The organism is Streptomyces sp. NPDC051664, assembly GCF_044453545.1.
In the GTDB taxonomy this organism is placed as follows: domain Bacteria; phylum Actinomycetota; class Actinomycetes; order Streptomycetales; family Streptomycetaceae; genus Streptomyces.
This window is the reverse complement of record NZ_JBITCU010000008.1, coordinates 137,248-163,165: the sequence shown is the minus strand read 5'-3', so window position 1 is coordinate 163,165 and position 25,918 is coordinate 137,248. Positions and strand designations below refer to the sequence as shown.

General features: G+C 68.8%; 26 protein-coding genes, 1 tRNA gene and 1 riboswitch. Of the genes, 10 read left to right on the top strand and 17 right to left on the bottom strand.

Going from position 1 to position 25,918, the window contains the following annotated elements; genetic code table 11:
- Positions 1 to 13 precede the first annotated feature (13 nt).
- From ACIA8E_RS17730 to ACIA8E_RS17720, 3 genes are all read right to left on the bottom strand, one after another.
- Positions 14 to 592 carry a hypothetical protein gene (locus ACIA8E_RS17730; protein ID WP_399298926.1) on the bottom strand — a complete coding sequence of 193 codons (579 nt, stop codon included), beginning with the start codon at positions 590 to 592 and terminating at the stop codon, positions 14 to 16.
- Between the two features lie 64 nt (positions 593 to 656).
- A complete protein-coding gene (locus ACIA8E_RS17725; RefSeq protein ID WP_399298924.1) occupies positions 657 to 1,250 on the bottom strand; it encodes a TetR family transcriptional regulator in 594 nt (197 codons plus the stop codon).
- Complete coding sequence (locus ACIA8E_RS17720) at positions 1,247 to 2,749, bottom strand: MFS transporter (RefSeq protein WP_399298922.1); 1,503 nt, start codon at positions 2,747 to 2,749, stop codon at positions 1,247 to 1,249. The genes ACIA8E_RS17725 and ACIA8E_RS17720 overlap by 4 nt, the downstream gene beginning before the upstream one ends.
- A gap of 194 nt (positions 2,750 to 2,943) precedes the next feature.
- Here ACIA8E_RS17720 and ACIA8E_RS17715 point away from each other — a divergent pair, with 194 nt between their 5' ends.
- Entirely contained in the window at positions 2,944 to 3,246 is a 303-nt protein-coding gene (locus ACIA8E_RS17715; RefSeq protein WP_352262552.1) for a hypothetical protein, read from the top strand.
- A gap of 139 nt (positions 3,247 to 3,385) precedes the next feature.
- Here the strand turns inward: ACIA8E_RS17715 and ACIA8E_RS17710 are convergent, their stop codons facing one another.
- Positions 3,386 to 4,777: a DUF445 domain-containing protein gene (locus ACIA8E_RS17710; protein WP_399298920.1), complete on the bottom strand. Its 1,392-nt coding sequence runs from the start codon at positions 4,775 to 4,777 to the stop codon at positions 3,386 to 3,388.
- Positions 4,778 to 4,930: 153 nt separating this feature from the next.
- On the opposite strand from ACIA8E_RS17710, the gene ACIA8E_RS17705 reads away from it, so the two are divergent.
- The gene (locus ACIA8E_RS17705) at positions 4,931 to 6,184 is read left to right on the top strand and encodes an SGNH/GDSL hydrolase family protein (RefSeq protein ID WP_399298918.1); all 1,254 of its coding nucleotides are present in this window, start codon (positions 4,931 to 4,933) and stop codon (positions 6,182 to 6,184) included.
- 297 nt (positions 6,185 to 6,481) lie between these two features.
- On the opposite strand, the gene ACIA8E_RS17700 is transcribed toward ACIA8E_RS17705, so the two are convergent.
- Both ACIA8E_RS17700 and ACIA8E_RS17695 read right to left on the bottom strand, forming a co-directional pair.
- Positions 6,482 to 7,168 (bottom strand): DUF1707 domain-containing protein, encoded by a 687-nt coding sequence (locus tag ACIA8E_RS17700; RefSeq protein ID WP_399298916.1) that lies wholly within the window; start codon positions 7,166 to 7,168, stop codon positions 6,482 to 6,484.
- Between the two features lie 217 nt (positions 7,169 to 7,385).
- Entirely contained in the window at positions 7,386 to 8,549 is a 1,164-nt protein-coding gene (locus ACIA8E_RS17695; protein ID WP_399298914.1) for a pentapeptide repeat-containing protein, read from the bottom strand.
- A 93-nt stretch (positions 8,550 to 8,642) separates the two neighbouring features.
- Here ACIA8E_RS17695 and ACIA8E_RS17690 point away from each other — a divergent pair, with 93 nt between their 5' ends.
- Complete coding sequence (locus tag ACIA8E_RS17690) at positions 8,643 to 9,620, top strand: transposase family protein (protein WP_399298912.1); 978 nt, start codon at positions 8,643 to 8,645, stop codon at positions 9,618 to 9,620.
- 40 nt (positions 9,621 to 9,660) lie between these two features.
- On the opposite strand, the gene ACIA8E_RS17685 is transcribed toward ACIA8E_RS17690, so the two are convergent.
- From ACIA8E_RS17685 to ACIA8E_RS17675, 3 genes are read right to left on the bottom strand one after another with little or no spacing between them, the layout of a single operon-like run.
- Positions 9,661 to 10,665 (bottom strand): ATP-binding cassette domain-containing protein, encoded by a 1,005-nt coding sequence (locus ACIA8E_RS17685; protein WP_399298910.1) that lies wholly within the window; start codon positions 10,663 to 10,665, stop codon positions 9,661 to 9,663.
- A 26-nt stretch (positions 10,666 to 10,691) separates the two neighbouring features.
- Positions 10,692 to 11,582, bottom strand: coding sequence for an ABC transporter permease (locus tag ACIA8E_RS17680; protein WP_399298908.1), 891 nt, complete (start codon positions 11,580 to 11,582; stop codon positions 10,692 to 10,694).
- Complete coding sequence (locus tag ACIA8E_RS17675; protein WP_313941559.1) at positions 11,575 to 12,375, bottom strand: ABC-2 family transporter protein; 801 nt, start codon at positions 12,373 to 12,375, stop codon at positions 11,575 to 11,577. The genes ACIA8E_RS17680 and ACIA8E_RS17675 overlap by 8 nt, the downstream gene beginning before the upstream one ends.
- A gap of 192 nt (positions 12,376 to 12,567) precedes the next feature.
- On the opposite strand from ACIA8E_RS17675, the gene ACIA8E_RS17670 reads away from it, so the two are divergent.
- On the top strand, positions 12,568 to 14,913 hold the full coding sequence (locus ACIA8E_RS17670) for a transglycosylase domain-containing protein (RefSeq protein ID WP_399298906.1): 2,346 nt from the start codon (positions 12,568 to 12,570) through the stop codon (positions 14,911 to 14,913).
- A gap of 18 nt (positions 14,914 to 14,931) precedes the next feature.
- Here ACIA8E_RS17670 and ACIA8E_RS17665 read toward each other — a convergent pair whose 3' ends face one another.
- The 3 genes from ACIA8E_RS17665 to ACIA8E_RS17655 all read right to left on the bottom strand — a co-directional run bounded on the left by ACIA8E_RS17665 (position 14,932) and on the right by ACIA8E_RS17655 (position 16,130).
- Positions 14,932 to 15,252: a DMT family transporter gene (locus ACIA8E_RS17665; protein ID WP_399298904.1), complete on the bottom strand. Its 321-nt coding sequence runs from the start codon at positions 15,250 to 15,252 to the stop codon at positions 14,932 to 14,934.
- Positions 15,253 to 15,290: 38 nt separating this feature from the next.
- A riboswitch (guanidine-III (ykkC-III) riboswitch) is annotated at positions 15,291 to 15,357 on the bottom strand.
- A gap of 58 nt (positions 15,358 to 15,415) precedes the next feature.
- Positions 15,416 to 15,754 carry a co-chaperone GroES gene (locus tag ACIA8E_RS17660; protein WP_031087845.1) on the bottom strand — a complete coding sequence of 113 codons (339 nt, stop codon included), beginning with the start codon at positions 15,752 to 15,754 and terminating at the stop codon, positions 15,416 to 15,418.
- A 55-nt stretch (positions 15,755 to 15,809) separates the two neighbouring features.
- Positions 15,810 to 16,130 carry a DUF3618 domain-containing protein gene (locus ACIA8E_RS17655; RefSeq protein WP_093776834.1) on the bottom strand — a complete coding sequence of 107 codons (321 nt, stop codon included), beginning with the start codon at positions 16,128 to 16,130 and terminating at the stop codon, positions 15,810 to 15,812.
- A 127-nt stretch (positions 16,131 to 16,257) separates the two neighbouring features.
- Between ACIA8E_RS17655 and bcp the strand changes: the two genes are divergently transcribed.
- The 4 genes from bcp to ACIA8E_RS17635 all read left to right on the top strand — a co-directional run bounded on the left by bcp (position 16,258) and on the right by ACIA8E_RS17635 (position 19,664).
- Complete coding sequence (bcp, locus tag ACIA8E_RS17650) at positions 16,258 to 16,725, top strand: thioredoxin-dependent thiol peroxidase (RefSeq protein WP_399298901.1); 468 nt, start codon at positions 16,258 to 16,260, stop codon at positions 16,723 to 16,725.
- Positions 16,726 to 16,837: 112 nt separating this feature from the next.
- Positions 16,838 to 18,334, top strand: a complete 1,497-nt coding sequence (gene proP, locus ACIA8E_RS17645) for a glycine betaine/L-proline transporter ProP (protein ID WP_399298899.1) — start codon at positions 16,838 to 16,840, stop codon at positions 18,332 to 18,334.
- Between the two features lie 162 nt (positions 18,335 to 18,496).
- On the top strand, positions 18,497 to 19,528 hold the full coding sequence (locus ACIA8E_RS17640; RefSeq protein WP_399298897.1) for an HNH endonuclease signature motif containing protein: 1,032 nt from the start codon (positions 18,497 to 18,499) through the stop codon (positions 19,526 to 19,528).
- Between the two features lie 52 nt (positions 19,529 to 19,580).
- Positions 19,581 to 19,664: transfer RNA gene (locus ACIA8E_RS17635), tRNA-Leu, on the top strand.
- 66 nt (positions 19,665 to 19,730) lie between these two features.
- On the opposite strand, the gene rdgB is transcribed toward ACIA8E_RS17635, so the two are convergent.
- The 4 genes from rdgB to ACIA8E_RS17615 form a co-directional block, all read right to left on the bottom strand.
- The gene (gene rdgB / locus ACIA8E_RS17630; RefSeq protein WP_399298895.1) at positions 19,731 to 20,333 is read right to left on the bottom strand and encodes an RdgB/HAM1 family non-canonical purine NTP pyrophosphatase; all 603 of its coding nucleotides are present in this window, start codon (positions 20,331 to 20,333) and stop codon (positions 19,731 to 19,733) included.
- 34 nt (positions 20,334 to 20,367) lie between these two features.
- A complete protein-coding gene (locus tag ACIA8E_RS17625) occupies positions 20,368 to 20,766 on the bottom strand; it encodes a hypothetical protein (RefSeq protein WP_326603955.1) in 399 nt (132 codons plus the stop codon).
- 103 nt (positions 20,767 to 20,869) lie between these two features.
- Positions 20,870 to 21,607 (bottom strand): ribonuclease PH, encoded by a 738-nt coding sequence (rph, locus tag ACIA8E_RS17620; protein WP_030923110.1) that lies wholly within the window; start codon positions 21,605 to 21,607, stop codon positions 20,870 to 20,872.
- An 89-nt stretch (positions 21,608 to 21,696) separates the two neighbouring features.
- Complete coding sequence (locus ACIA8E_RS17615; RefSeq protein ID WP_078852671.1) at positions 21,697 to 21,960, bottom strand: glucose PTS transporter subunit EIIB; 264 nt, start codon at positions 21,958 to 21,960, stop codon at positions 21,697 to 21,699.
- Between the two features lie 192 nt (positions 21,961 to 22,152).
- Between ACIA8E_RS17615 and ACIA8E_RS17610 the strand changes: the two genes are divergently transcribed.
- Both ACIA8E_RS17610 and ACIA8E_RS17605 read left to right on the top strand, forming a co-directional pair.
- Complete coding sequence (locus ACIA8E_RS17610; RefSeq protein ID WP_399298892.1) at positions 22,153 to 23,463, top strand: PTS transporter subunit EIIC; 1,311 nt, start codon at positions 22,153 to 22,155, stop codon at positions 23,461 to 23,463.
- A gap of 259 nt (positions 23,464 to 23,722) precedes the next feature.
- Positions 23,723 to 24,988 carry a PTS transporter subunit EIIC gene (locus ACIA8E_RS17605; RefSeq protein WP_399298890.1) on the top strand — a complete coding sequence of 422 codons (1,266 nt, stop codon included), beginning with the start codon at positions 23,723 to 23,725 and terminating at the stop codon, positions 24,986 to 24,988.
- Positions 24,989 to 25,070: 82 nt separating this feature from the next.
- Here the strand turns inward: ACIA8E_RS17605 and ACIA8E_RS17600 are convergent, their stop codons facing one another.
- Entirely contained in the window at positions 25,071 to 25,823 is a 753-nt protein-coding gene (locus tag ACIA8E_RS17600) for an MBL fold metallo-hydrolase (RefSeq protein ID WP_399298888.1), read from the bottom strand.
- Positions 25,824 to 25,918: the final 95 nt, after the last annotated feature.

Below are 25,918 nucleotides of genomic sequence, written 5' to 3'. Positions count from 1 at the left end.
CGACGCGGTTCCGTCAGCGGTAGTCCTCCGGGTGGCCCTGCATCCACGTGTTGATGCGGTCGCGCGTGCCGAACAGCTCGGAGCGGTGCTTCTCCAGGTTCTCCGTGGAGGTGTCGCCCTTCAGCGCCCTGTCCAGGGTGGTCATCCAGGCCACGGGCTCCTTGAAGTGCCCCGGGTCCTTCGGATACGCCTTCATCGACGCTTCCAGGCCCGCCAGTTCGTCGTGGACCCGTCCCAGGACGTAGGCGCAGTCGGCCGTTCCCGGGGTGCAGGTGTCGTCCAGGGTCGCCTGGAGGGTGGCGAACGCGTCACGGACCTGCGCGGGCCTGCTCGCGGGCTTGTCGGAGGACATACGGGCGGCGTCCTCCGCATCGGCTGACGCCTGGGCGTCCGCTTCGGCTTGCGCCTCCGCCGCCCTGGACGCGACCGCCGCGTTCGCCGACGGCGCCACGTAAGGGACGTCGCCCCCGGGCCCGTCAGACGTCTCGACGCTGCTGCAGCCCATCAGGCACGCGCCCATCAGCACGGTCAGCCCGGCAGCGGCACGCATGCGGGCACGGGTGGAACGGGCAGGGGTGGTACGGACAGACATGAGGCCCCCCTCGTCGATTGGCCCAGACCATACCGCCACGGTCGGCCCTCCGCGCCTGGCGGCCTCAGCCCGTGATCAGGGTCTGGAGTGCCGGCGCGTACAGATCGGCGAGGTGTTCGGGGGTGGCCAGTGAACCCGCGCCCTCGCGGTGCAGGCTCAGTGTGGCGCCGAGGCCGAGAAGGTGGCCGGCGATCAGCTCGGCGCGCAGGGTGCGTTCACTGCCGGGGAGGCGGGCGATCAGCGCCTCGGTGACCTGCTCGTGGAAGCGGTCGCGCAGCAGCGAGCGTTCGTCCTGGTTGCCCAGGGAGAACACGACGCGCAGGAGCGGGTCCGACTTCAGCTCGCGCCGGCGGCGTACGAGAGTCACCACCATGTGGCGGCCCAGCATGTCGAGCGGGGCGTCGAAGAGTTCCTCGGCGGCCGGGCCGAAGTCGGCGACGGTGTTGAAGAGTTCTTCCTTGCGGCCGAAGTGCTTCACGACCAGGGAGGGGCTGACTCCGGCGTCTGCGGCGATCCCCCGGATGGTCACCTCGGCGTACGGGCGCTGGGTGAACGCACGCCGCGCCGCGCGCAGGATCGCGTCCCGGCCCGTGCCCTGGTCGGCGGCGGCGGCCGGAGACGGCGAAGGGGCCGGAGCGGTGGCCTCGCTGCCACTCATGCGCCCTCCTCGATCGGGATCGTCCGCGCACCGCCTCTACGGTCCTTGCGGTCCACTCCGACCGTACCTGTCTCAGGTGTACGGCTGCCGGGCAGGAACAGCGTGACCGCCAGCGCCAGCAGCGCCGCGGCCGCCGCGACCACGAAGACGACCTGGTACGCGTGGAGCGTCGGCGCCGTCCGGCCGCCCGCCTGGAACGTGATGTTGGCGAGGACCGCCGCCACCGTCGCGCTGCAGAAGGCCTGCCCGATCGACCTCATCAACGTGTTGAGGCCGTTGGCCGCACCCGTCTCGCTGACCGGGACCCCGCGCATCACCAGGGCGGGCAGCGCCGAGTACGCGATGGCCGTGCCCGAGGCGACGACCGTCGCACCGGCGATGATCAGCCACAGGCTGTGGCTGGTGAAATAGCGCACCACGTAGCCGACGGCGATGATCCCCGCCGCCAGCGCCAGGCTGACCTTCGGCCCGTACGTCGCCGAGATCCGCGCCGACACCGGCGACAGCGCCACCATCGCCACACCGCCCGGCAGCAGGCAGAGCCCGCTGACGACGAGCGAGGCGCCGAGCCCGTAGCCCGTCGCCTTCGGCTCCTGCACCATCTGCGCGGTGACCAGCGAGTTCGCGTAGAAGGCGAAGCCGATCAGCAGGGCAGCGACGTTGGTGAGCAGGACGGCGGGGCGGGCCGAGACCCGCAGGTCGACCATGGGCGTCGGCACGCGGAGCTCGTACGCGCCCCAAAGCAGCGCCACCACCACGGCCGCGACGAGCAGGCCGACCGTACGCGTCGACGTCCAGCCCCAGTCGGCACCCTGCGTCACCGCGAGCAGCAGGCAGACCAGGGCCGCGGACAGACCCAGCGCGCCGACGGCATCGAAGCGGCCGCGGGTGCGCAGCGGGGACTCCGGTACGCAGCAGAGCACCAGCACTATGTCGATGAGGCCGATCGCACCCGACACCCAGAACATGGTGTGCCAGTCGAAGTTCTCGACGACGAGCGCCGCGACCGGCAGACCGACCGCCGCACCGATGCCGAGCGTCGAACTCATCAGGGCGACCGCGGAGAGGACCCGCTCGGGCGGGAGTTCGTCACGCAGGATGCTGATGCCCAGCGGTACGACGGCGAGCGCGGCGCCCTGGAGGGCGCGGCCGGTGATGAGTACGCCGATGTGGGAGCTGACGGCGCACAGCACCGAGCCCATCACGAGGACCGCGAGCGATGCGACGAGCACCCGCCGTTTGCCGTACATGTCGCCGACCCGGCCCAGGACGGGTGTGAAGACGGCGCCGGTGAGGAGAGTGACCGTGACCAGCCAGCTCGCGGCGGTGGGGGTCGCGCCGGTGAGGGCCGGGATGTGCGGGAGGAGCGGGACGACGATCGTCTGCATGACCGCGACCACGACACCGCAGAACGCGAGGACGCCTACGGCGAAGCGAGGATGGTGCGGGGTCCGGGTCTGCCCGGTTGCCCCGTCAAGGGCGGATATGTCCGCGGACATGCATTCTCCGTACGGTGCTCGGCAGTGGTGCCGGTGGCGGAAGCCTGAGGGGGGTGCACATATGTTCACCATCAGGGTAAACGCATGTGCACCCCCTCCGGCAACCCGAGGTCCGCCCGCCGCGTTAGCCTCGGAAACGGACAAGAGCCGGACAGCGAGAAGAACCGGCCGGCGAGAAGGCGAAGGTGGCGGCTATGGCGAAGGTTCCGACAGCGGCAGTGGCGGCGAGCGGACTGGTCGGCGGGTACGCGATCGCGCGTTGGACCAAGAAGCGGCCGCTGGGTGGAGTCGCGCTCGCCGCCGCGGGATCCGTCGCCGCGTACGAGTGGAACCGGCAGGCCGGACCCCGCGCGGCCACCGCCCTGACCACGGCGTACGTCGCCGCGTTCGCCGGATCGCACCCGCTGGCCAAGAAGCTCGGCGCCTGGCCGGCCGTCTTCACCGTGGCGGGCACGGTCGCCGCCGCGTCATGGGCGGTCACCCGCCGCGCTGCCTGAGAAATTTTCCCGCGAGGCCCGCGGAACACTGAACGCGAGGGCGACGGGGCCCGTATTCAAGAGCACTCCCCCGCGTAACCCGGGTGCGTACCCGTACGACAGGCCGGGTACGCACCCGGAACCCTCGCAAGGTGTGTCGTTACGCGCCGAACGCCCGTGACACCGTATAGATCAGCAGTCCCGCCAGCGCACCCACCACCGTGCCGTTGATTCGGATGAACTGCAGGTCACGGCCGATGTGCGCCTCGATCTTCTTCGACGTCTGATCCGCGTCCCAGCTCGCGACCGTGTCACTGATCAGCGACGTGATCTCCGTGCGGTACGTCGTGACGACATACACCGCCGCGTCCTCCAGCCAGCCCTCCAGCTTCGCCTGGAGCCGGCCGTCCGTCGCCAGCCGCGCCCCCAGCGACATCAGCGAGGCGCGCGCCCGCAGCCGCAGCTCGCTCTGCTCGTCCTCCGCAGCCGTGATGATCATCATGCGGACGGACGACCAGGCCGACGCGATGACGTCCTGGACCTCGCGGCGCCCCAGGATCTCCGACTTCAGCCGCTCCACCCGCGCCCGGGTGTCCGAGTCGGTCTGGAGGTCGGCGGCGAAGTCCGTCAGGAACGTGTCGATCGCGTAGCGCGCCGGATGCTCCGGCATGTCCCGCATCTCGGTCACGAAACGCAGCAGCTCCTTGTAGACCCGCTCCCCCACCCGCCTGTCGACGAACCGTGGCGTCCAGCCCGGTGCCCCACCCTGCACCGCGTCCATCACCGAGTCGCCGTGCAGGATCAGCCAGTCGTGCGCGCGTACGCAGAGCAGGTCCACGACCCTGCGGTGGCCGCCGTCCGCGACGATCGTCTCCAGCATCTTGCCAAGACCGGGGCCGACCTCCACCGCGTCCGCCCGCCGAGTGATCGCCTCACCGACCACGGCCTGTACGTCGGAGTCACGCAGGACGGTCAGCGCACCGCGCAGCGCGGTCGCCAGCTCGGCGGTCACCCGGTCGGCGTGGTCCGGCTCCGCCAGCCAGGCGCCGAGCCGGCCGCCGATACCGAGAGCGTGTATCCGGCCGCGTACGACATCGCCCGAAAGAAAATTCTCCCCGACGAAGGAACCCAATGAGGCCCCGAGCTGGTCCTTCTTGGTAGGGATGATGGCGGTGTGCGGGATCGGCAGGCCGAGCGGACGTTTGAACAGCGCCGTGACGGCGAACCAGTCGGCCAGCGCACCCACCATCCCCGCCTCGGCGGCCGCGGCAACGAAGCCCGGCCAGCCGCCCACACCCGCGTTCTTCGCCCAGGTGGCGAGGACGTACACGAGCGCGACAAGCAGAAGGAGGCCGGTGGCCGTGGTCTTCATACGGCGTACGCCACGCCGCTTCTCCTCGTCGGCGGCCGTGTACGCGAAGGAGGCGAGGGGGGCGTGGCGCACGGGAGCGGAGGCTGCCGTGCCGGAACTCCCCTCCGCGCCCAGTGCCCGTGCGGGCTCGGCCGGTCCGCCACCCGGCTCGTCCGACGTGCTCCGCTCGATCCGTTCCATCCGCTCCACCCGTCCGCGTACACGTACGCATCGCCCCCGGTGCCCCGTACGCATTGTCCTTACCTGACCTACTCCCGGGCCGCATGTCGAGTTCCCCCGCGCCCTGCTTCATCATGAGATCAGCCCGCACCACCACGAGGAGACACTCCGCCCATGCCCAGGCGCCACGGACCCGCCCTGCTCACAGCCCTCGTGGCGGGCACCGCCGCGCTCGCCGCGATCGTGGCGCTCGCCGGATCCCTGCTGTTCTCCGGCGGTGGAGCGAAGCAGGTCGGCACGGAGTCGGTGGCCCGTACGCCCGCCGCGCCGGCCCACTCCACCGGTGTCTGGATCGGCACCTGGGCCGGGGCTCCGACGGCCGGTGTGGCGGACACGTACGACGATGACGACCTGACCCAGCGCACCATCCGTAACGTCGTGCACACCAGCATCGGCGGCGACGCGGCCCGCATCACCCTCTCCAACCTCTTCGGCACGCACCCGCTGCTCGTCGATCAGGCCACGGTGAACACCCGGCCCGTCTCCTTCCGCGGCACCCCGTCCGTCACGATCCCGGCAGGCGGACAGATCGTCAGCGACCCGGTCGTCGTCCCTGTCGCCCCCGACGCCGATCTCGTCGTCACCCTGCGCACGCCCACCGCGGACGGCCCCGTCACCATCCACCCGAACAGCCACCAGACCTCGTACGTGGCCGACAGAAACGGCACGTGGCGCAGCAACCTGTGGCGCTACCTCACCGCCGTGGACGTCCGCAACAAGGCTGCCGCCGGGGCGGTCGTCGCCATCGGTGACTCGCTGACCGCGGGCACCGGCTCGACCCTCGATGCCAACAGCCGCTGGCCCGACGTCCTCTCCGACCGGCTTCGCGGCCGGTACGCGGTGGTCAACCAGGGCATCGCCGGCAACCGCATCCTGCGCGACGGGCAGGGCTACGGGCAGATGTACGGGCAGCGGGCGAGTGCCCGCTTCGACCGCGATGTGCTGGGCGTCGCCGATGTGAAGACCGTCATCATCGCGCTCGGCATCAACGACGTGCAGCAGTTCCCGAAGGAGCGGGACCCGCAGCGGATCGCGGACGCGCTCAGGGCCATGACGGAGCGTGCCCATGCCCGCGGGCTGCACGTCGTCGGGGCCACACTGATGCCGTTCGAGGGTTCCCTCGCCTGGGCACCCGCCGAGGACGCCGTACGGAGGCAGGTCAACGCGCTGATCCGGGCAGGCGGCATCTTCGACGAGGTCGTCGACTTCGACCGGGTGGTACGCGACCCGTACCGGCCGAGCAGGCTCCTCCCGGAGTTCGACTGCGGCGACCATCTGCATCTCAACGACAACGGATATCTGCGGCTGGGGCAGCAGGTGGATCTGCGGACCCTGCACCAGAACAGGCCGGCGTCCGACCAACTCTGACCGGTTGACCGGAGCAATAGGGTCCGGTGCGCCCTGCACGGCGCACCGACGTGTCCCCCGTCGCCGTACGGGTCCTGGGGTCTTTCGTTTGGATCAGGCTGGATCAGGGAGCGGCCCGCCGCGGAGCGGCTGATGTCACCGTGGCGCGTGCAGCTGCGAGGCGGAGGAAGGAGCCCACGCGGAGCGAATGAGGTCTCCCCTGCTTGAGCGAAGCCGAGAGCTCGGGGAAAACCGACGACAACGCCGCAGATACGCGTGCCGGACCCCGCGAGCCCAGCATGATCCGAACGAGAGGCCCTAGTCCTCCCCCGGGCCCTTCTTCAGCTGCCGGGCACGCTCCCGCTCCCGTTCCTTCTCCGCCTTCGTCCGCTTGCGCTCCACATCGACCCCGCCCATCAGCGCGAAGCCGGTGATCCGCACCCGCGGCGAGCCCGGCGAGGGAATGCCCTCGCCCGACGCCCGGTCGCCGAAGCCGCCCATGATGCCGATGCCCCTGACCTCGACATCCAGCTCCGGCGGGACCGTCACCTGCATCCCGCCCATGATCGTGAAGCAGCGGACGACGACCTCACGGTCCTCGAAGCGGGCCTCGCGCAGATCGATCTCGCCGCCGCCCCACATCGCGAACGCGGTGAACTTCCGGGCCACCGTCCACGTGCCCTTGCGCCTGAAACCGCCCCAGAAGGCGAACGCCCCCGTCGAGGTGGCGGGGCCGCCGACACGTGCCGCCCAGTCGACACCGGTCGAACCCGTCCGCGCGGGCGAGCTTCCCGGACCCACCGGTGCCACCACCCCGCCCGGCGCCGGAAGGTCACGGACCAGTGGCTCCAACTCACCATGCGTACGGGCCTTGTAGGTCGCGTCGAGCCGCTGCTCGAACTCCTCCATCTGCAGCCGGCCCTCGGCCACCGCCTCGCGCAGGACCTCGGCGACACGCTCACGCTCGGCATCGGAAGCACGCATGTCCGGATGTTCGCTCGTCATGCCGAGCAGCCTATTGAACGCGTCCGCCCACGTCACCGATCCGACTGTCGTCAGCGATAATTGACGTCGTCTCACATCCGACTAACGACCTTGGGAGCGATACCAGCTCCGGATCTGCCTGGCGGTCTGGTGCCCCTGCGCGATCAGGACGCCGCTGAGGAGGAGTGGTGCCGTCAGGCGGATCGCGGTCGCCGCTGTCTTGACCGGCGCGTCTTGGTCAGGGAGTGGACCGCAGCGGCGGCGCCTGCCACGTCATCCCCGGGGGCTGGAGTAGGGGCGAGGGCTCGGGGCCGGGGTCATCGGTGTCGACGACTCCCGCGGCCGTGTGGTCGAAGTCGGCGGGCCAGCGGGTGTGCTCGCTGGCCACGGCGCCGGTCAGGCGTGCTTCGACAAGGTTGGCGGTGCTCAAGTCGGTGCCGCGCAAGTCGGCCATGCGGAGATCGGCGCGTTGGAAGACCGCGCCGTGGGCGACGGCCTTGCGCAGGTTCGCCTCGCGCAGGTCGGTCTCAGTGAAGTCGGCGTCACGCAAGTCGGTTTCGACCAGCTTCGCGCCCCGTAGGTCGGCCAGAATGCAGCGAGCCCGGCGGAGAATCGCAGTCGTGAGGTCGGCGTGCCGCAGGTTGACCGAGACCAGGGACGCCTGGGTCAGATTGGCGTGGTACAGGCCGGCGGCCTCCAGGCAAGCGCGGTCGAAGTTGACCTCGGGGAACCAGAGTCCGTCGCAGTCGGCCCGGCGCAAGTCGGTGATGCTGAGATTGACCCAGGACTGCTCCCGGTGCTGGCACAGCACGCCGAGCGCGGTCAGCGCCACCTGGGCGTCGGCGGCGCGAGTCTCCAGGGGTGCGATGTCGTTGATGGGCACGTCTGCCGCCGGTGATTCCGGCCCGGCGGGTGGCCAGGGCAGGTGCGTACGCAGATACGCGGCCTGGATGGAGATGATGGCCTCCCGGTCGCGGGCGGACTGCTCCGCGATCCGCCACAGCGCGTGCAACCCGCCGATGCGCACATCCAGCTTGTCGCTGCCGAGCTGGTCGACGGCCCGGCTGAATCGGTCGGTGACGTAGCCCTCCTGGGTGGCGCGCAAACCGTCCTGACTCACCCGCAGTTGCCGCCAGGTGGCATACGCGCCGAAGAGCACGACCAGGCCGCCGACCACCTGCAGAAGCGTCGTACGGACATCGTTCACCGCCTTCAGTCGATCCTGTGCGGCGACGCTCGCCCCGGCGAGATCGTGGTCGACCACCACACCCGGCAGTAGGACGAACACTGTGCCTAGAACGACCAGCCCCGCCGCCCCGGCCAGCAGAGCCACGGCTGTACGACGCCTGACCAGCCCGTCGCGCCATGCCCGCCGCCCGCGGTCCGGTTCCCCCATATCCATGGGCACAGGAGCTTAGGCTCCACTTAGTAAACGATCAAGAGTGCTGTGGCACTGGCCCGTGACATGAGAACGGCCGTATGGGTTGAGTGAGTTGTGAGGTTTACCTGGGCCCGTGCGGCCTGTTCCCATCCTGCCCTGTCCGGGGTCCCGCGCGCACACTTCGGCGAGTTACTCAAAGAACTCGCGCCCCGGTGGCAGGCCGCGCGGGAGTCGGCGCTACACGAGCGGCGTGGCGGAGACCGGAGGCGGGCGGCTGGCGCCGGGCCCAAGCAGCGCCTGGTCTTCGTCGACCGGCTCCTGGTCACGCTGGTCCACCTGCGGCTTGGGATCCCGCACGCCGCTCTGGCCGAGTTGTACGCAGTGGACCGCTCCACCGTCTCCGGAGCGATCCGCGAGGTCCGCCCGCTGCTGGCGGCCCGCGGCTTCGCCGTCCCGGACCGGCCGGGGGTCCGGCTGCGCACGCTGGAGGACCTGTTCGCCTACGCCGGCGCGGAGGGCGTTGACCTGCGCATCGACGGCACCGAAGTGCAGGTCCGACGCCCCCGCGCCCACCGCCCCGGCCGCAAGGCGTTCGTCTCCGGCAAGAAGAAGCAGAACACCATCAAGACCACCACCTTCAGTGACCCGCAGGGTCGCACCCTGTTCAGCGGCGTGGTCCGGCCGGGCCGCATGCACGACCAGACTGCCGTGCGCACCGAGGGCATCGCCGAGCAGTTCCACCAGCACCCCAAGGTCAAGGCCGAGGTCGACGAGGGCTACCGGGGCCTGGCCAACGAGTTCCCCGGCCAGGTCAGCGCCCCGCCGAAGAAACCGAAGGACGACGCGCCGCTGGGCGAGCACCACGCCTGGCGCGAGCAGAGACGCCGCCAGTCCTCCGCGCGGATCTGCGTGGAGCACACCAATGCCGAGTACAAGCAGTGGCGGCCCCTGCAGCGGTTCACCGGCCGCCGCGAGACCTACGCCGAGACCCACCTCGCGATCGCCACCCTGGTCTCTGACCGCTCCGCCCGGCGGGCGACCCGCCGCAAGGCGAGCACCGAACTGGTGCTCAGCCGGCAGGCCGCCTGCTGATCACCCACCAGCCAACCCGCCAGGCCAGCACGCCCCGAACTCAATCGCTCCCAAGGTTGTAAGCGCCGCCGGCCGACGCGTACATCCTCGCGATCACGGCCTCGATGTCCGGCTCCCGCACCGACAGGTCCACCAGCGGATACTCCGCGGCGATCCGCGCCACCAGCGGGGCCGCCGATCCGGACGCGGGGAACGCCAGCCACTGCCGCGGCCCCTCCACCTTCACCGTACGCACCGAAGGCTCCGACTCCAGCCGGATCGCGGGGAGTTCGCGCTCCAGGTCGACGACCAGGGTGCGTTCGCTCGCGCCGATCTCATGCAGTCCGGCGAGCGCTCCGTCGTACATCAGACGACCGTGGTCGATCACCATCACCCGTCGGCAGAGCTGCTCGATGTCCGTCAGATCATGGGTGGTGAGCAGCACCGTCGTACCCCGCTCGGCGTTCAGGTCGCGAAGGAAGCCACGGACCTTCGCCTTGGAGACCACATCGAGGCCGATCGTCGGCTCGTCGAGGTACAGCACCTCCGGGTCGTGCAGCAGCGCCGCCGCGATATCGCCGCGCATCCGCTGCCCGAGCGACAGCTGCCGCACCGGTACGTCCAACAGCTCGCCCAGATCGAGGAGTTCGACGCAGCGGTCCAGGTTCTCCCGGTAGCGGGCGTCCGGGATCCGGTACATCCGGTGCACCAGCCGGTACGAGTCCCGCAGCGGCAGGTCCCACCAGAGCGTGGTGCGCTGGCCGAAGACCACACCGATCCGGTGCGCCAGCCTCGTACGCTCCCTGGACGGGTCGATGCCTGCGACCCGCAGCCGGCCGCCGCTCGGGGTGAGGATGCCGGTCAGCATCTTGATGGTGGTCGACTTGCCCGCGCCGTTCGGGCCGATGTAGCCGACCATCTCGCCGCGCGGCACGCGGAAGCTGATCCCGTCGACCGCGCGGACCTCGCGGCGCTCACTGCGCAGGAAGCCCGTCCTGCGGCGCACGTCGAAGACCTTCTCGACGTTGTCGAGCTCGATGAAGTCGGTATCCGTGTCCATGTCCATGTCCGATGCCCTCGTTCTCCCGCCGGTCAACTTCCCGTACTCCGGTACGAGCGCAGGCCCGCCCGCCACGCCGTCCCCGCGAGCACCCAGCACACCCCCGCCACCACCGGAGGCAGGAACGCCACCCACTCCGGCAGTCCCAGCGGGTAGTCCCGGCCCAGCACATACAGCGCGGGCAGCCAGTTCACGAAGGCCAGCGGCACGACGAACGTCACCCCGCGCACCAGGTCCTTCGCGAAGATCGTCGGCGGGTACTGGAGCAGCGTGTTCCCGCCGTACGTGAAGGAGCTCTGCACCTCGGCGGCGTCCTGCGCGAAGAACTGGAACGCCGCCCCGCACACGAACACGGCCCCGAAGATCGCTGCCCCGGTCAGCAGCATCAGCGGCACGATCGCCACCCGCAGCGGTGTCCAGTCGATGTCCAGCGTCACCAGGGCGTACCCGAGCACCAGCAGCCCCTGCGTGATCCGCCCCAGCCTGCGCAGCGCGAACCGGTCCGCCGCCACCTGGGCGAGCACCGGCACCGGGCGCACCAGCAGCGTGTCCAGCGTGCCGTCACGGACCCGGCGGCCCAGCCGGTCCATCGACCCCAGCACCAGATCGGCCAGGCCGAACGCGGTGCCCGAAGCCCCGTACAGCAGGGCGATCTCCGGCAGCGTGTAGCCGCCCAACTCGTCGACGTGCGCGAACATCAGCATGATCGCGACGAAGTCGAAGCCCGTCGCCGCGAAGTTCCCGAGCGTCGTCATGACGAACGAGGCCCGGTACGCCATCGTCGAGCGCAGCCACATCGAGGCGATCAGCCCGTACGCACGGACCCCCTCGACCAGCCTCGACCGCTCGGCGAACGCCACCTCGGGCGCCTCGACGCCCCCGCCGGCCTCCGCCGCCTGTGCCGTCTGTGCAACCTCAGCCACCCTGGACCACCACCCTCCGCGTCGCCACCGACTGCACCAGCCGCCCCGCCAGCAGCAGCGCCAGCGCCCAGCCGCCCTGGAACGCGAACGCCTCCACCAGCCCCCACCCCGTGCGCTTGCCGAGGAACACATCGGCCGGCACCTGCAGCAGCGCCGACCACGGCAGTGCCCGCGCCACCTCGCCCAGCAACCCCGGGAACAGGGTCAGCGGAAGCAGCATCCCGGAGAAGAACAACCCCGCCAGAAACGCGATCTGCGACGCGCCCGCCCCGTCCATCAGCCAGAACGCGGAGAGCGCCACCAGATAGCGCACCGCGAAACTGACCACCACACCGAGCGTGACCGAGACCAGATACGCCAGCCAGATCCCCGGCGACGTGGGCAGCGCCAGCGGGAAGGCGAGCGCGCCCAGCACCATCGGTGCGATGCCGCGTGCCATCAGCTGATATGCCGCGCGCCCCAAGTCCCCTGCCAGCCACCACATTTGTAGATCGATCGGCCGGTAGAGATCGATCGCCACATCGCCGGTACGGATCCGCTCCATCAGCTCGTCCTCGAAACCGCCGCCCATCATGGCGCACGTCGCCAGCAGCGCCTGGCCCAGCCACACATACGTGAGCGCCTGGGACATGTCGTAACCGCCGAGCTGCGGCCGCTCGTCCCACAGGGCCATATAGGTGTACGCCAGGATGAAACCGAAGACGGTGTTGGTGAACACCCCCGCCGCCGTCGCGATCCGATAGGTGGCATAGCGCCGGAACCCGCCCGCCGCGACCACCGCGTACAGCCGCACCTCAATCGCCCCCGCACTCGTTCGCACTCGGACGCCCAACGGCGCCGGGCACCAAAGCGCACGACCCTAGTCCAGCGGCAGCAGCCGCCGCGACCGCTTTTCGGCCCCCCCCTCCGGAGGTCGATCCGGTGCTTATTGCGCAGAAAAGTGCAGTATGGGGGAACTGACCGCGGCCGAGGAGTCTTCACCGACATGAGCGACGAGCCACAGCAGCAGAGCGGGGATCCCGGCAACGGGAACTGGACCCCGAGGGACCTCTCTGCCGGCACCGGCGCACCCGCAGGCCAGGCGGCCGCGCCCGGAGGGAAGAAGGGGCGCACCGGCTGGCGCCGGGCCGTCCCCACCTGGCGGGCCGCACTCGCCACGGTCCTGGTGATCGCCCTGATCCTCATCGGCGGCTTCATCGCCGGATACCAGCTCGTCGGCATCCCGCCCGCCAACCCCACCGCCACCGCGCAGTCCAACGTCTACCTCTACAAGGACGGCACCGTCATCGCCCGCGACGGCGACGTCAACCGGCAGAACGTCCAGCTCGCCCAGGTCCCCCTCCCCGTCCAGCACGCCGTCCTCGCCGCCGAGGACCGCAACTTCTACTCCGAACGCGCCGTCGACATCAAAGCCATGTTCCGGGCCGGCTGGAACACCCTCACCGGCAAGGGCAGACAAGGCGGTTCGACCATCACCCAGCAGTTCGTGAAGAACTACTACCTCGGCCAGGAACAGACCGTCATCCGCAAGATCAAAGAGTTCTTCATCGCGATCAAACTCAACCGCGAGGTGAGCAAGGACCACATCTTCGAGGGCTACCTCAACACCAGCTACTTCGGCCGCAACGCCTACGGCATCCAGGCCGCCGCCCAGGCGTACTACGGCAAGGACATCGGCGACATCACCACCGCCGAAGGCGCGTACCTCGCCTCCCTGCTCAACGCCCCCAGCGCGTACGACGTCGTCGTCCACCCCGAGAACAAGGCCGCGGCCCTCGCCCGCTGGCACTACGTACTCGACGGCATGGTCAAGGAGAACTGGCTCAGCGCAGCCGACCGCGCCACCATGCAATTCCCCGTGCCCGACAAGGTGAAGAGATCAACCGGCCTCTCCGGACAGCGCGGCTACATCGTCCAGGCCGTCAAGGACTACCTCACCACCCACCAGATCATCGACGAGGGGACGCTGGCCACCGGCGGCTACCGGATCACCACCACGCTGGAGAAAAAGAAACAGAACGCCCTCGTCGAAGCCGTCGACGACAACGTCATGTCGCAGACGAGCGACGAGCGCACGGCCGACCGCAACGTCCGCGTCGGCGGCGCCTCCATCGACCCCACGAACGGCCGGGTCGTCGCCATGTACGGCGGCATCGACTACACCAAGCAGTACGTCAACAACGCGACGCGCCGCGACTACCAGGTCGGCTCCACCTTCAAACCCTTCGTCTTCACCTCCGCGGTCGCCAACGGCTCCAGGACCCAGGACGGCCGGCGCATCACCCCCAACACCGTCTACGACGGCACCAACAGGCGCATGGTCCAGGGGCCGAACGGACCCACCGGCTACGCCCCCGCCAACGAGGACGACGTCAGCTACGGGCCGATCACCGTCCGTATGGCCACCGACAAATCCGTCAACGCCGTCTACGCACAGATGGCCGAGGACGTCGGCCCCGACATCGTCGAACAGACCGCCATCGACCTCGGCATCCCCAAGAACACCCCCGACCTCACCGCATCGCCGTCCATCGCGCTCGGTACCGCCACCGCCAGCGTCCTCGACATGACAGGGGCGTACGCGACCCTCGCCAACCACGGCAGGCACACCACGTACACCCTCGTCGACAAGGTCAGCAAGGACGGCGAGGACCTCGCCCTCCCCGACCGGAGCACCGAGCAGGCAGTCAGCCGCGAAGCCGCCGACACCACCACCTCGATCCTGCAGAGCGTCGTCGAAAACGGCTCAGGAACCGCAGCCCAGGGCGCCGGCCGCCCCGCCGCCGGCAAGACCGGCACCGCCGAGGAGGACAAGGCAGCCTGGTTCGCCGGCTACACCCCCGACCTCGCGACCGTCATCGCCGTCATGGGCCAGGACCCCGACACCGGGGTGCAGAAACCGCTGTACGGAGCACTCGGCCTGTCCCGGGTCAACGGCGGCGGCGCGCCCGCCCAGACCTGGGCCCAGTACACCGGCGCCGCGCTGCAGGGCACCAGCGTCCAGGACTTCGACCTCACCCTCGAAAGCGGCGCCGACGAACCCTACCTGCCGACCGACGAAGCCACCGGACCGACCGACACAGGCACCCCGTCCGCGACACCGTCGGCCACGCCGCCGGACAGCCCGCCGTTCCCGCCCGGCTTCCCCACCGACAGTGAACCCGCCACCCCGCCGGGCCCACCCACCGGCCCGCCCGACGGCGGATTCACCGACGGAGGGGACAACGGCGACATCGACGACTTCTTCTTCCCGCGCGGCGTGGGCGGCGCCCGCCCGGAACCGGCCTCGACCCCGGTCCCCGACCCGCTCCCGGCCCCGATCCGCCGGTGAATCCGGCCGGCCGACGCCTCAGTGCCCCGAGGTCGCCTTCAACCCCACCACGGCCACCAGCAACAGACACACGAAGAAGACCCGGGCGGCGGTCACCGGCTCGTGCAGCACCACCATGCCCAGCACCGCCGCACCCGCCGCACCGATACCGACCCACACGCCGTACGCCGTACCGATCGGCAGCGACTTCGCCGCCTGCGACAACAGCAGCATGCTGGCCACGATCCCGAATCCGGTGAACACACTCGGCCACAGCCGGGTGAACCCGTCGGTGTACTTCATCCCGATCGACCAGCCCACTTCCAGCAGACCGGCCACAGCAAGCAGAACCCACGCCACGACGGCACCTCCGACAGCACAGACACACGGACATCACGGATGCGTCGTCTTTGCGAAAGCCCGGTACGGCGCGTCTCGTCGGGGTCCCACCAACATAGCAAAGAACAGGCAAAAGGCCTGGTGACGGCTGTCACCAGGCCTTACGTCAGGCACATCGGGAGAGCTACAGATACAGCCCGGTCGAATCCACCGAACCCTCGAACCGGTCCGCGGCCACCGCGTGCAGATCCCGCTCCCGCATCAGCACATACGCCACACCGCGCACCTCGACCTCCGCACGGTCCTCGGGGTCGTACAGCACCCGGTCGCCCGGCTCCACCGTCCGCACGTTCTGGCCGACCGCGACCACCACGGCCCAGGCCAGTCGACGACCGACCGCAGCCGTCGCCGGAATCAGGATGCCGCCGCCCGAACGCCGCTCACCCTCGGGCGAATCGGACCGGACCAGCACGCGGTCATGCAGCATGCGAATGGGCAGCTTGTCGTCGGTGTTCTCGCTCACGACCCGAAACCTACCTGTCCACAGCCGCGCCACACGCCCCCGGGGGTCAGCCTTCTCAGCGCTTCTTCCGCCGCGCCGACACCACGACCAGTCCGAGCACACCCGCCGCCAGCAACGCCACCGGAACAACCCGCTCCAGACGCGGCGCGCCATCCTCCGACACGAACTGCGCCTTCACATCGGACACCGTCCGATTCACCGCGACAAACGCCCGCCCGGCCGTCCGGTCCGCGGCCTCGACAGCCTTGGCCTTCGCATCGCCGATGATCGTCTTCGGGTGCACCCGCACCCCGATCTCATCGAGCACCACCGCAAGCTGCTCACGCCTGCTGATGATGTCCGCCTCGATCTGCGCAGGGGTCCTGGCATCCGACACTGCGCCGCCTCCGTGGTCGTCGTCCGGTAAACCTTCATCGACAGTCTGTCAGCTCGGCCGCCCGCACACCCGGCGGCACCCCTATTACGCTCGGTCCCGTACACCCCACACGCCCTTGAGGAGAACCATGAGCGAGCGACTCCAGCCCGGCGACACCGCCCCGGCCTTCACCCTCCCCGACGCCGACGGCAACGACATCTCGCTCGCCGACCACAAGGGCCGCAAAGTCATCGTCTACTTCTACCCGGCCGCCCTCACCCCCGGCTGCACCAAGCAGGCATGCGACTTCACAGACAACCTGGAGCTCCTGACCGGCGCCGGATACGACGTCATCGGCGTCTCCCCCGACAAGCCGGAGAAGCTCGCCAAGTTCCGCGAGAAGGAAAACCTCAAGGTCACACTCGTCGGCGACCCGTCCAAGGAAACCCTCGAGGCCTACGCCGCATTCGGCGAGAAGAAGCTCTACGGCAAAACGGTGACGGGTGTCATCCGCTCCACGATCATCGTCGACGAGAAGGGCAAGGTCGAACGCGCCCTCTACAACGTCAAGGCAACCGGCCACGTAGCCAAGATCATCAAGGACCTCGGCATCTGACCGCCACCACGCCCCTGTGACGGGCGTCGCACTTTCACCCCCCATCGGTTTGCGACCGCCATGACCGCGCAGAAGCCTTTCCTGGAACACCCACCGAGGAAAGGACCCGGCCATGGCGGCCTCCGACCTTCAGCAGGCGGCCGACCCCGAAGCGGTCAAACGCCACCCCACCCTCTTCCGCGCCATCCGAAAGCGGAAGAACCCCAGGCTGCGCCGGTCCGACATCACCGTCACCGACGACCAGGCAGTCAAGCGGGCGGTGAAGGCGGCCTCCCTCGGCAACGCCATGGAGTGGTTCGACTTCGGCATCTACTCCTACCTGGCCGTCACCCTGGGTCACGTCTTCTTCCCGTCCGGGAACAACACCACCCAGCTGCTCTCCTCGTTCGCCACCTTCGCGGTCGCCTTCCTGGTACGCCCGCTCGGCGGAATGTTCTTCGGCCCCATGGGCGACCGGATCGGCCGCAAGAAGGTCCTCGCCCTCACCATGATCATGATGGCGGTCGGCACCTTCGCCATCGGCGTCATCCCGTCCCACGCCTCGATCGGCCTCTGGGCACCTGCCCTGCTGATCTTCTTCCGGCTGGTCCAGGGCTTCTCCACCGGCGGAGAGTACGGCGGCGCATCCACCTTCATCGCCGAGTACGCCCCCGACAAGCGCCGCGGCTACTTCGGCAGCTTCCTCGAATTCGGCACCCTGGCCGGATACGTCGGCGCGGCCGGCCTCGTCACCGCACTCACCGCCGTCCTCGACACCCCCGCCATGGAGTCCTGGGGCTGGCGCATCCCGTTCCTCGTCGCGGGCCCCCTCGGCCTGGTCGGCCTCTACCTCCGACTGCGCCTCGACGAGACGCCCGCCTTCCAGAAACTGGAGGGCGGCAACGCTCAGGCCACCGAAGCCGCCGACAGCGTCGAGACCACCGCCAAGGGCGACCTCGCGAAGATCTTCCGGCAGTACTGGCCGACGCTGATCCTCTGCATCTGCCTCGTCGGCGCGTACAACATCACCGACTACATGCTGCTGTCGTACATGCCGACGTACCTCTCCGACGAACTCGGCTACAGCGAGACCCACGGCCTGCTCATCCTGCTCGCCGTCATGGTCTTCCTGATGCTGATCATCAGTCAGGTCGGCAAGCTCTCCGACCGCTTCGGCCGCAAGCCGCTGCTGATGGCCGGAATGCTGGGCTTCCTCTGCCTCTCGCTCCCCTCCTTCCTGCTGATCCGCCAGGACGGCATCCCGGCCATCACGATCGGCATGCTGATGCTGGGCCTCTCCCTGGTCTGCATGCTCGGCACGATGTCCGCCGCACTCCCGGCCCTCTTCCCCACCCAGGTCCGCTACGGCTCCCTGTCCGTCGGCTACAACCTCTCGGCCTCGCTCTTCGGCGGTACGACCCCGCTGGTGATCACCGCGCTGATCAGCTGGAGCGGTACGAACCTGATGCCGGCGTACTACGCGATGGCGGCGGCCCTGGTCGGCGTGATCGCAGTGGCCTGCATGAAGGAGACCGCCCAGCGGCCACTGGACGGCTCGCCCCCGTCGGTGGAGACGGACGAGGAGGCGGCAGAGCTGTGCGCGGCCCAGACTCCTGAGCCCAAATTCTGAACCGTGACCCCGTCCCCCGGGGATCGGCCCGCATCGCTTCTGCATCGACTGAAGCGGGGCGGGCCGTTCCGAATCTTGTCGGATATCGAACGTGACTCTCCGATAAACGGTTCGTTGTTCCGTACGAGACCGCGAACATGCGGTCGGGAACGGAGGGGATCGATGGCGGTTCGATACACTCGTGAGCTGCTGGAAACGGGTGGTCGGGAAGTACTTGCTGAAGCCGTGGCGGCCTCAACCAACTGGACGGATCTGATGCGTCGCCTCGCCCTCAAGCCGAGTGGCGGCCGGCGACGCGCCCTCCAGAAGAAGGTCGTCGGGTTCGGTCTCGACACCAGCCACTTCAAGAAGCGCAGTCCCTGGCGTAAGTACACCGACGAGGCCATAGCAGCCGCTGCCGCAACATCATCGTCGCTGCGTGAGGTCGTCAACAAACTGGGGGCGACTCCGGCATCCGGAACGTTGTCCCACATAAGTCGTCGCATCGCTGCCGCGGGGATCGACGTCAGCCACTTCCCCGGCATGGGCCGCCCCCAGCTGGGCCACTTGTACACCCTGCAGGAGCTACGGACGGCTGCCGCCTCGGCCGAGAGCATTCGCGGAGTGGCACGAGAACTCGGAGTGCGCGACGACAGCCAATCGCGCGCTGCCGTTGCAGGGATGCTCCGCAGGAACGGAATTGACACTTCGCACTTCCGCAACGCTCGCCTGGCCATCCCGGAGGACGCCTTGCGCGCCGCTATCCCGAAGGCCACCAGCTACGCAGATGTCATGCGCGCACTCGGCCTTGCGGTGAACGATACGAACCATCGGCACATAAGGCGCAAGGTGGCCCAACTCGAGCTGGACACCAGCCACTTCAGGCGTCGGCCCTGGGCCTCAGGCTCGACCCGGGCGTGTGAGCCGAAGTCGATCGCATCGACAACACTTGTGGTCATGCCGCAGGGGTCATCGCGTGCAAACCGAACAAGGCTGCACCGCGCGCTGCAAGAGGTCGGTATCCCGTACCGATGCGCTGCCTGCGGCAATCCGGGCGAATGGCAGGGTCAGCCGATCACGCTTCAGATCGACCACATCAGCGGCGATTGGCTCGACAACCGGGCGGGAAATCTCCGCTACCTGTGCCCTAACTGCCATGCCCTCACCGATACATGGTGCCGCAACTGGAAGAGCAAACCGCGTATCTCCACGTAGCGGCCTCGCTGCGCCACGAGGGGCCCCGGCCCGCTAGGATGGATCCGGATACGCGGCCGTAGCCAAACTGGTATCGGCGGGTGTTTTAGGGGCATCTGGGAGAAATCCTGTGTGGGTTCGAATCCCACCGGCCGCACTGACGATGGAATCGAAGGCCCGGCTCGCAGCAATTGCGTGCCGGGCCTTCAGCGTACTGCCACCGTCACCCCACCAGCTCCCGCACCACCGGCACCAGCGCCCGGAACGCCTTCCCCCGGTGGCTGATCGCGTTCTTCTCCGCCGGGGTCAGTTCCGCGCAGGTCGCGGTCATGCCCTCCGGCTGGAGGATCGGGTCGTAGCCGAAACCGTTCGTGCCGGACGGGGTGTGGCGCAGGGTGCCGAGGAGGTGGCCCTCGACCACGTGTTCCGTGCCGTCCGGGAGGGCGAGGGCTGCCGCGCAGGCGAAGTGGGCGGCGCGGTGGGTGTCGTCGATGTCGGAGAGCTGGGCCAGGAGCAGGTCCAGGTTGGCGCGGTCGTTGCCGTGGGTGCCGGACCAGCGGGCCGAGAAGATGCCGGGGGCGCCGCCGAGTACGTCGACGCAGAGGCCGGAGTCGTCGGCGATCGCGGGGTGGCCGGTGGCCTGTGCGAGGGCGTGGGCCTTGAGGAGGGCGTTCTCGGCGAAGGTGACGCCGGTTTCCTTGACGTCGGGGATGTCGGGGTACGCGTCCGCGCCGACGAGTTCGTAGGTGAGGCCGGCGTCGGCGAGGATCGCGTGGAGTTCGTTGACTTTCCCGGCGTTGCGGGTGGCGAGGATCAGGCGGGTCATGTGCCGATTATCGCGGGGCGGGCCGGGCCCGGTGCTACGAGGTGCAGACGTTGCCTATCTCCTTGGCGGCGTCGGTGACCGGGGTGATGTCGGGGGTGGCGTCGCCGTTGTCTATGGAGGTGCGGACGTTCTTGACGCCGGTCTGGAGGTCGTCGACGGCCTTGGAGAGGTCGGCGTTGTCGGTCGTGTCGCCGAGGTTGCCGAGTTCCTTGTCGATCTCGTCGAGTGCTTCGGCTGCCTGGGTGGGGTCGTTCGAGGCGTTGGAGACGGCCTGTTGGAGGTTGTTGACGCTGGTGGCGATGGCGTCGGCGGTGCGGACGCAGTCGAGCGCCTTGTCGACGGCGCCGCAGCCGGTTGCTGCGGTGAGAGCGATGGTGAGGGCGGTCAGGGTCAGCGCGACGGTGGTGCGGCGGTGGCGGGTGGCCTTGGCCATGGTGCGGGTTCCTCCCCGGATGCGGATACGCGGACGGGCGCACGGTTCGACCCGTGCGCCCGTACTCGTCACGACGCTCTGTGGTGCGTATTTGGTTGCTTCTTTACTCGCCGAGGGTGCGGGCGAGTGCCACGTGCTGGTACGCGGTCAGGTCGACGCAGCCCGCGGTGGCGAGGTCGAGAAGCGCGTTCAGTTCCTTGCGGTCGAACGGCTCGGCCTCGGCGGTGCCCTGGACTTCGACGAAGCGGCCGTCGCCGGTGCAGACGACGTTCATGTCGGTCTCGGCGCGGACGTCCTCCTCGTAGCAGAGGTCGAGGAGCGGGGTGCCGTCGACGATGCCGACGCTGACGGCGGAGACGGTGCCGGTGAGCGGCTTGCGGCCGTGCCTGATGAGCTTCTTGCCCTGGGCCCAGGTGATGGCGTCGGCGAGGGCGACGTAGGCACCCGTGATGGCGGCGGTGCGGGTGCCGCCGTCGGCCTGGAGGACATCGCAGTCGAGGACGATGGTGTTCTCGCCGAGGGCCTTGTAGTCGATCACGGCGCGCAGGGAGCGGCCGATGAGGCGGCTGATCTCGTGGGTGCGGCCGCCGATCTTGCCGCGTACGGATTCGCGGTCGCCGCGGGTGTTGGTGGAGCGGGGCAGCATGGAGTATTCGGCGGTGACCCAGCCTTCGCCGCTGCCCTTGCGCCAGCGCGGGACGCCTTCGGTGACGGAGGCGGTGCAGAAGACCTTGGTGTCGCCGAAGGAGATGAGGACTGAGCCTTCGGCGTGCTTGCTCCATCCGCGTTCGATGGTGACGGGGCGGAGCTGTTCGGAGGTGCGGCCGTCGATACGAGACATGGCGTCGAGCCTATCGGCTGCGCCGCAGGCCCCGGTCCGGGCGGGAGCGGGGCCTGTGGGGTGTGGAGCCGGGCGGGCTCAGCGGGTGGTCACATCATGTCTTCGATGTCGGCGGCGATGGGGTCGGCGTCGGTGCCGATGACGACCTGGATCGCGGTGCCCATCTTGACGACGCCGTGGGCGCCGGCGGCCTTGAGCGCGACTTCGTCGACCTTGCTCGGGTCGATGACTTCGGTGCGGAGGCGGGTGATGCAGCCTTCGACCTCTTCGATGTTGTCGATACCGCCGAGCCCGGCGACGATCTTCTCAGCCTTGCTGGCCATGTCGTTCTCCCTGATTGTTCGCGTCCGCATGCCGGCCCACCATGGGTCCGTTTCGTCACGGTAACGCACGGTTGGCCCAACTTCGCGAGCGAGCTGTCGACCCATCACCAATGATGACGATCACCGGCGCCCTGTCTTCCGGGCGGGCTCCGCACCGTGACGCAACTGGTCTACACCAGTTTGCGTCGACCGCCAAACGTGGCCTGTTCCGGGAGGACGACGATGAGCTCAGACAGCGCCGCCGTGCCACGGAAACAGTGGTGGAACGGTCTGTTCCAGGGCCTCCAGAAGATGGGACGCAGCCTCCAGCTCCCGATCGCGGTGCTCCCGGCCGCGGGCATCCTCAACCGGCTCGGCCAGGAGGACGTGTTCGGGAACAAGGGGCTCGGCTGGAACAACATCGCCAAGGTCTTCGCCGCGGCCGGTGGTGCGCTGCTCGACTCCGGGCTGGGTCTGCCGCTGCTGTTCTGCGTCGGTGTCGCCATCGGGATGGCGAAGAAGTCGGACGGCTCGACGGCGCTCGCCGCGGTGACCGGCTTCCTCGTCTATTACGCGGTGCTGCACGCCTTCCCGGTGGACTGCGCCCCGGGCTCCACATTCACCGCCGGCGGCACGTGGTTCGGCACCTGCGTCACCGGCGATGCCCAGGTGACGGCCGCCGAGTACCAGAACCCCGGGGTGTTCGGGGGCATCGTGATGGGCCTGCTGTCCGCGTGGTTCTGGCAGCGGTACCACCGGGTCAAGCTGGTCGACTGGCTGGGCTTCTTCAACGGCCGGCGGCTCGTGCCGATCATCATGGCGTTCGTCGGGCTGCTCTTCGCGGCCCTGTGCGCCTGGCTGTGGGCGCCGATCGGTGACGGCCTGATCAGCTTCTCCGAGTGGCTGACCGATCTGAACTGGCTGGGCTCCGGGATCTTCGGCGTCGCCAACCGCGCGCTGCTGGTCATCGGCCTGCACCAGTTCCTGAACACCTTCGTCTGGTTCCAGTTCGGCGACTTCACCAAGCCGGACGGGACCGTGGTCCACGGTGACATCAACCGGTTCCTGCAGGGCGACCCGACGGCCGGGCAGTTCACCACGGGATTCTTCCCGATCATGATGTTCGCGCTTCCGGCGGCGGCCCTGGCGATCTACCACTGCGCCAAGCCGCATCGCCGGAAGGCGGTCGGCGGCATGATGCTCTCGGTCGGCCTGACGTCGTTCGTGACGGGTATCACCGAGCCGATCGAGTACTCGTTCCTCTTCGTCGCCCCGCTTCTGTATGCGATCCACGCGGTGCTCACCGGTGTGTCGATGGCGGTGAGCTGGGGGCTGGGCGTGAAGGACGGCTTCAGCTTCTCGGCGGGTCTGATCGACTACGTCATCAACTGGAGTCTGGCGACGAAACCGTGGCTGATCATTCCGATCGGTCTCTGCTTCGCAGTGGTGTACTACGCGCTGTTCCGGTTCGCGATCACCAGGTTCAACCTCCAGACCCCTGGACGGGAGCCCGACGAACTGGAGGCAGAGATCGAGAAAGACCTCGTCAAGTAGGTCACCGCCCGGGCTCCGCCCCCGGTCGGCAAAGGCCCTCGGACCTCACGGTCCGGGGGCCTTCTTCATGTCACTGAACGTATCGATGAGCTACTGCGAAGTAGTCGACATTTGCAGGTTCCTTATACAACCCACACCGTGCTAAAACTGGTCTACACCACTGAGTGGTTTAGACCACGTGGCGCCCGTCACGTTTCTGGAGTCGTCGCCCCCAAAGAATCCCTGTACCTGGCGGCGCCTTGTCCAATGGAGGAAGTTGATGACCACGGCGAGCGCCGCACCCGCGGCCACCAAGAAGAAGGGTGCGGGTGTGATGGCTGTTATGCAGCGCATCGGCCGCAGCCTCATGCTGCCCGTCGCGGTGCTGCCCGCAGCCGCTCTGCTGGTCCGGCTCGGCAACGCCGACATGCTCGGCCGCGACTCGTTCCCGACCTTCATCACGAAGCTCGCCGGCTACATGTCCGCGGGCGGCGGGGCCATTCTCGACAACATGGCGCTGCTGTTCGCCGTGGGTATCGCGATCGGTTTCGCCAAGAAGTCGGACGGTTCGACGGCCCTCGCCGCGGTCACCGGCTACCTGGTCTTCCAGAAGGTGCTCGCCACCTTCACCGACAGCAACCTGCCCCAGGTCGCAAGCGTCGTGGACGGCAAGATCGTCATGAGCGACGCGCCGGTCAACGCCGGCGTGCTCGGCGGTGTCGTGATCGGCATAGTCGTGGCCCTGCTCTACCAGAAGTTCTACCGGACGAAGCTGCCCGACTGGGCGGGCTTCTTCAGCGGCCGTCGCCTCGTCCCGATCCTGTCGGCCTTCGCGGGCCTGATCATCGGCATCGTCTTCGGTCTGATCTGGCCGGTCCTCGGCGCCGGTCTGCACAACTTCGGTGAGTGGCTGGTCGGTTCCGGCGCCGTCGGCGCGGGCATCTTCGGTGTCGCCAACCGTGCGCTGATCCCGGTCGGCATGCACCACCTGCTGAACTCGTTCCCGTGGTTCCAGGCGGGCGAGTACAAGGGCGCCCACGGCGACATCGCCCGATTCCTGGCCGGTGACCCGCAGGCCGGACAGTTCATGACCGGCTTCTTCCCGATCATGATGTTCGCCCTTCCGGCGGCCTGCCTCGCGATCGTCCACTGCGCCCGCCCGGAGCGCCGCAAGGTCGTCGGCGGCATGATGTTCTCCCTCGCGGCCACCGCGTTCGTGACCGGTGTGACCGAGCCGATCGAGTTCACGTTCATGTTCATCGCCCCGGTGCTGTACGCGATCCACGCGGTGCTGACGGGTGTCTCCATGGCTCTGACCTGGGGGCTCGGCATGAAGGACGGCTTCGGCTTCTCGGCCGGTGCGGTGGACTTCTTCTTGAACCTCGGTATCGCGACGAAGCCGTGGATGCTGGTCCTGGTCGGTCTCTGCTTCGCGGTGGTCTACTACGTGGTCTTCCGCTTCGCGATCATCAAGTTCAACCTGCCGACCCCGGGCCGGGAGTCGGACGAGGAGCTCGCCGAGCTGCTCAAGGCCGAGGCGAAGTAGACCTCGCCCTGCACATTGGTACGGCAGAGCCCCCCACCCTCCGGACGGAGGGCGGGGGGCTCTGTCGTACCTACTCGGGGCCCTAGATCTCGTAGACCGCACCCGGGACCGCCAGGTCCACCGGGCCGCCGTAGATCGCGTGGGCGTCCGCCAGATTGCGGTCCGCGTCCGTCCACGGCGGGATGTGGGTCAGGACGAGCCGGCCCACCTTCCCGCGCGCGGCGATTTCGCCCGCTTCGCGGCCGTTGAGGTGGAGGTCCGGAATGTCCTCCTTGCCGTGGGTGAACGACGCTTCGCAGAGGAACAGATCGGTGCCCTCGGCGAGTTCGTCCAGCGCTTCGCAGATTCCGGTGTCGCTGGAGTACGTCAGCGAGCGGCCGTCGTGCTCGATGCGGATGCCGAAGGTGTCGACGGGGTGGCAGACCTTCTCCGTACGGACCGAGAAGGGGCCGATGTCGAACGAGCCGGACTTCAGCGTGTGGAAGTCGAAGACCTCACTCATCGCCCGGTCGGACGGGGTGTCCCCGTGCGCGGCCGTCAGCCGCTGCTCGGTGCCGTCGGGGCCGTAGACCGGGATGGGCTCCGGTCGTCCGCCGTCGTGCCGGTAGTAGCGCACCACGAAGTACGCGCACATGTCGATGCAGTGATCGGCATGGAGATGGCTGAGGAAGATGGCGTCCAGGTCGTAGAGACCGATGTGGCGCTGCAGCTCGCCGAGGGCGCCGTTACCCATGTCGAGGAGCAGCCGGAAGCCGTCGGCCTCTACGAGGTAGCTCGAGCATGCCGAACCCGCGGACGGGAACGAGCCGGAGCAGCCGACGACGGTGAGCTTCATGGAGCGTGAACCTCCGAGACGTGGGAACGGGGAGGGTTCGTGCGATTTGTTGAGCGTAAGGCGCCAAACACCTGGTCGCTCCTCCAAGGCCTGCC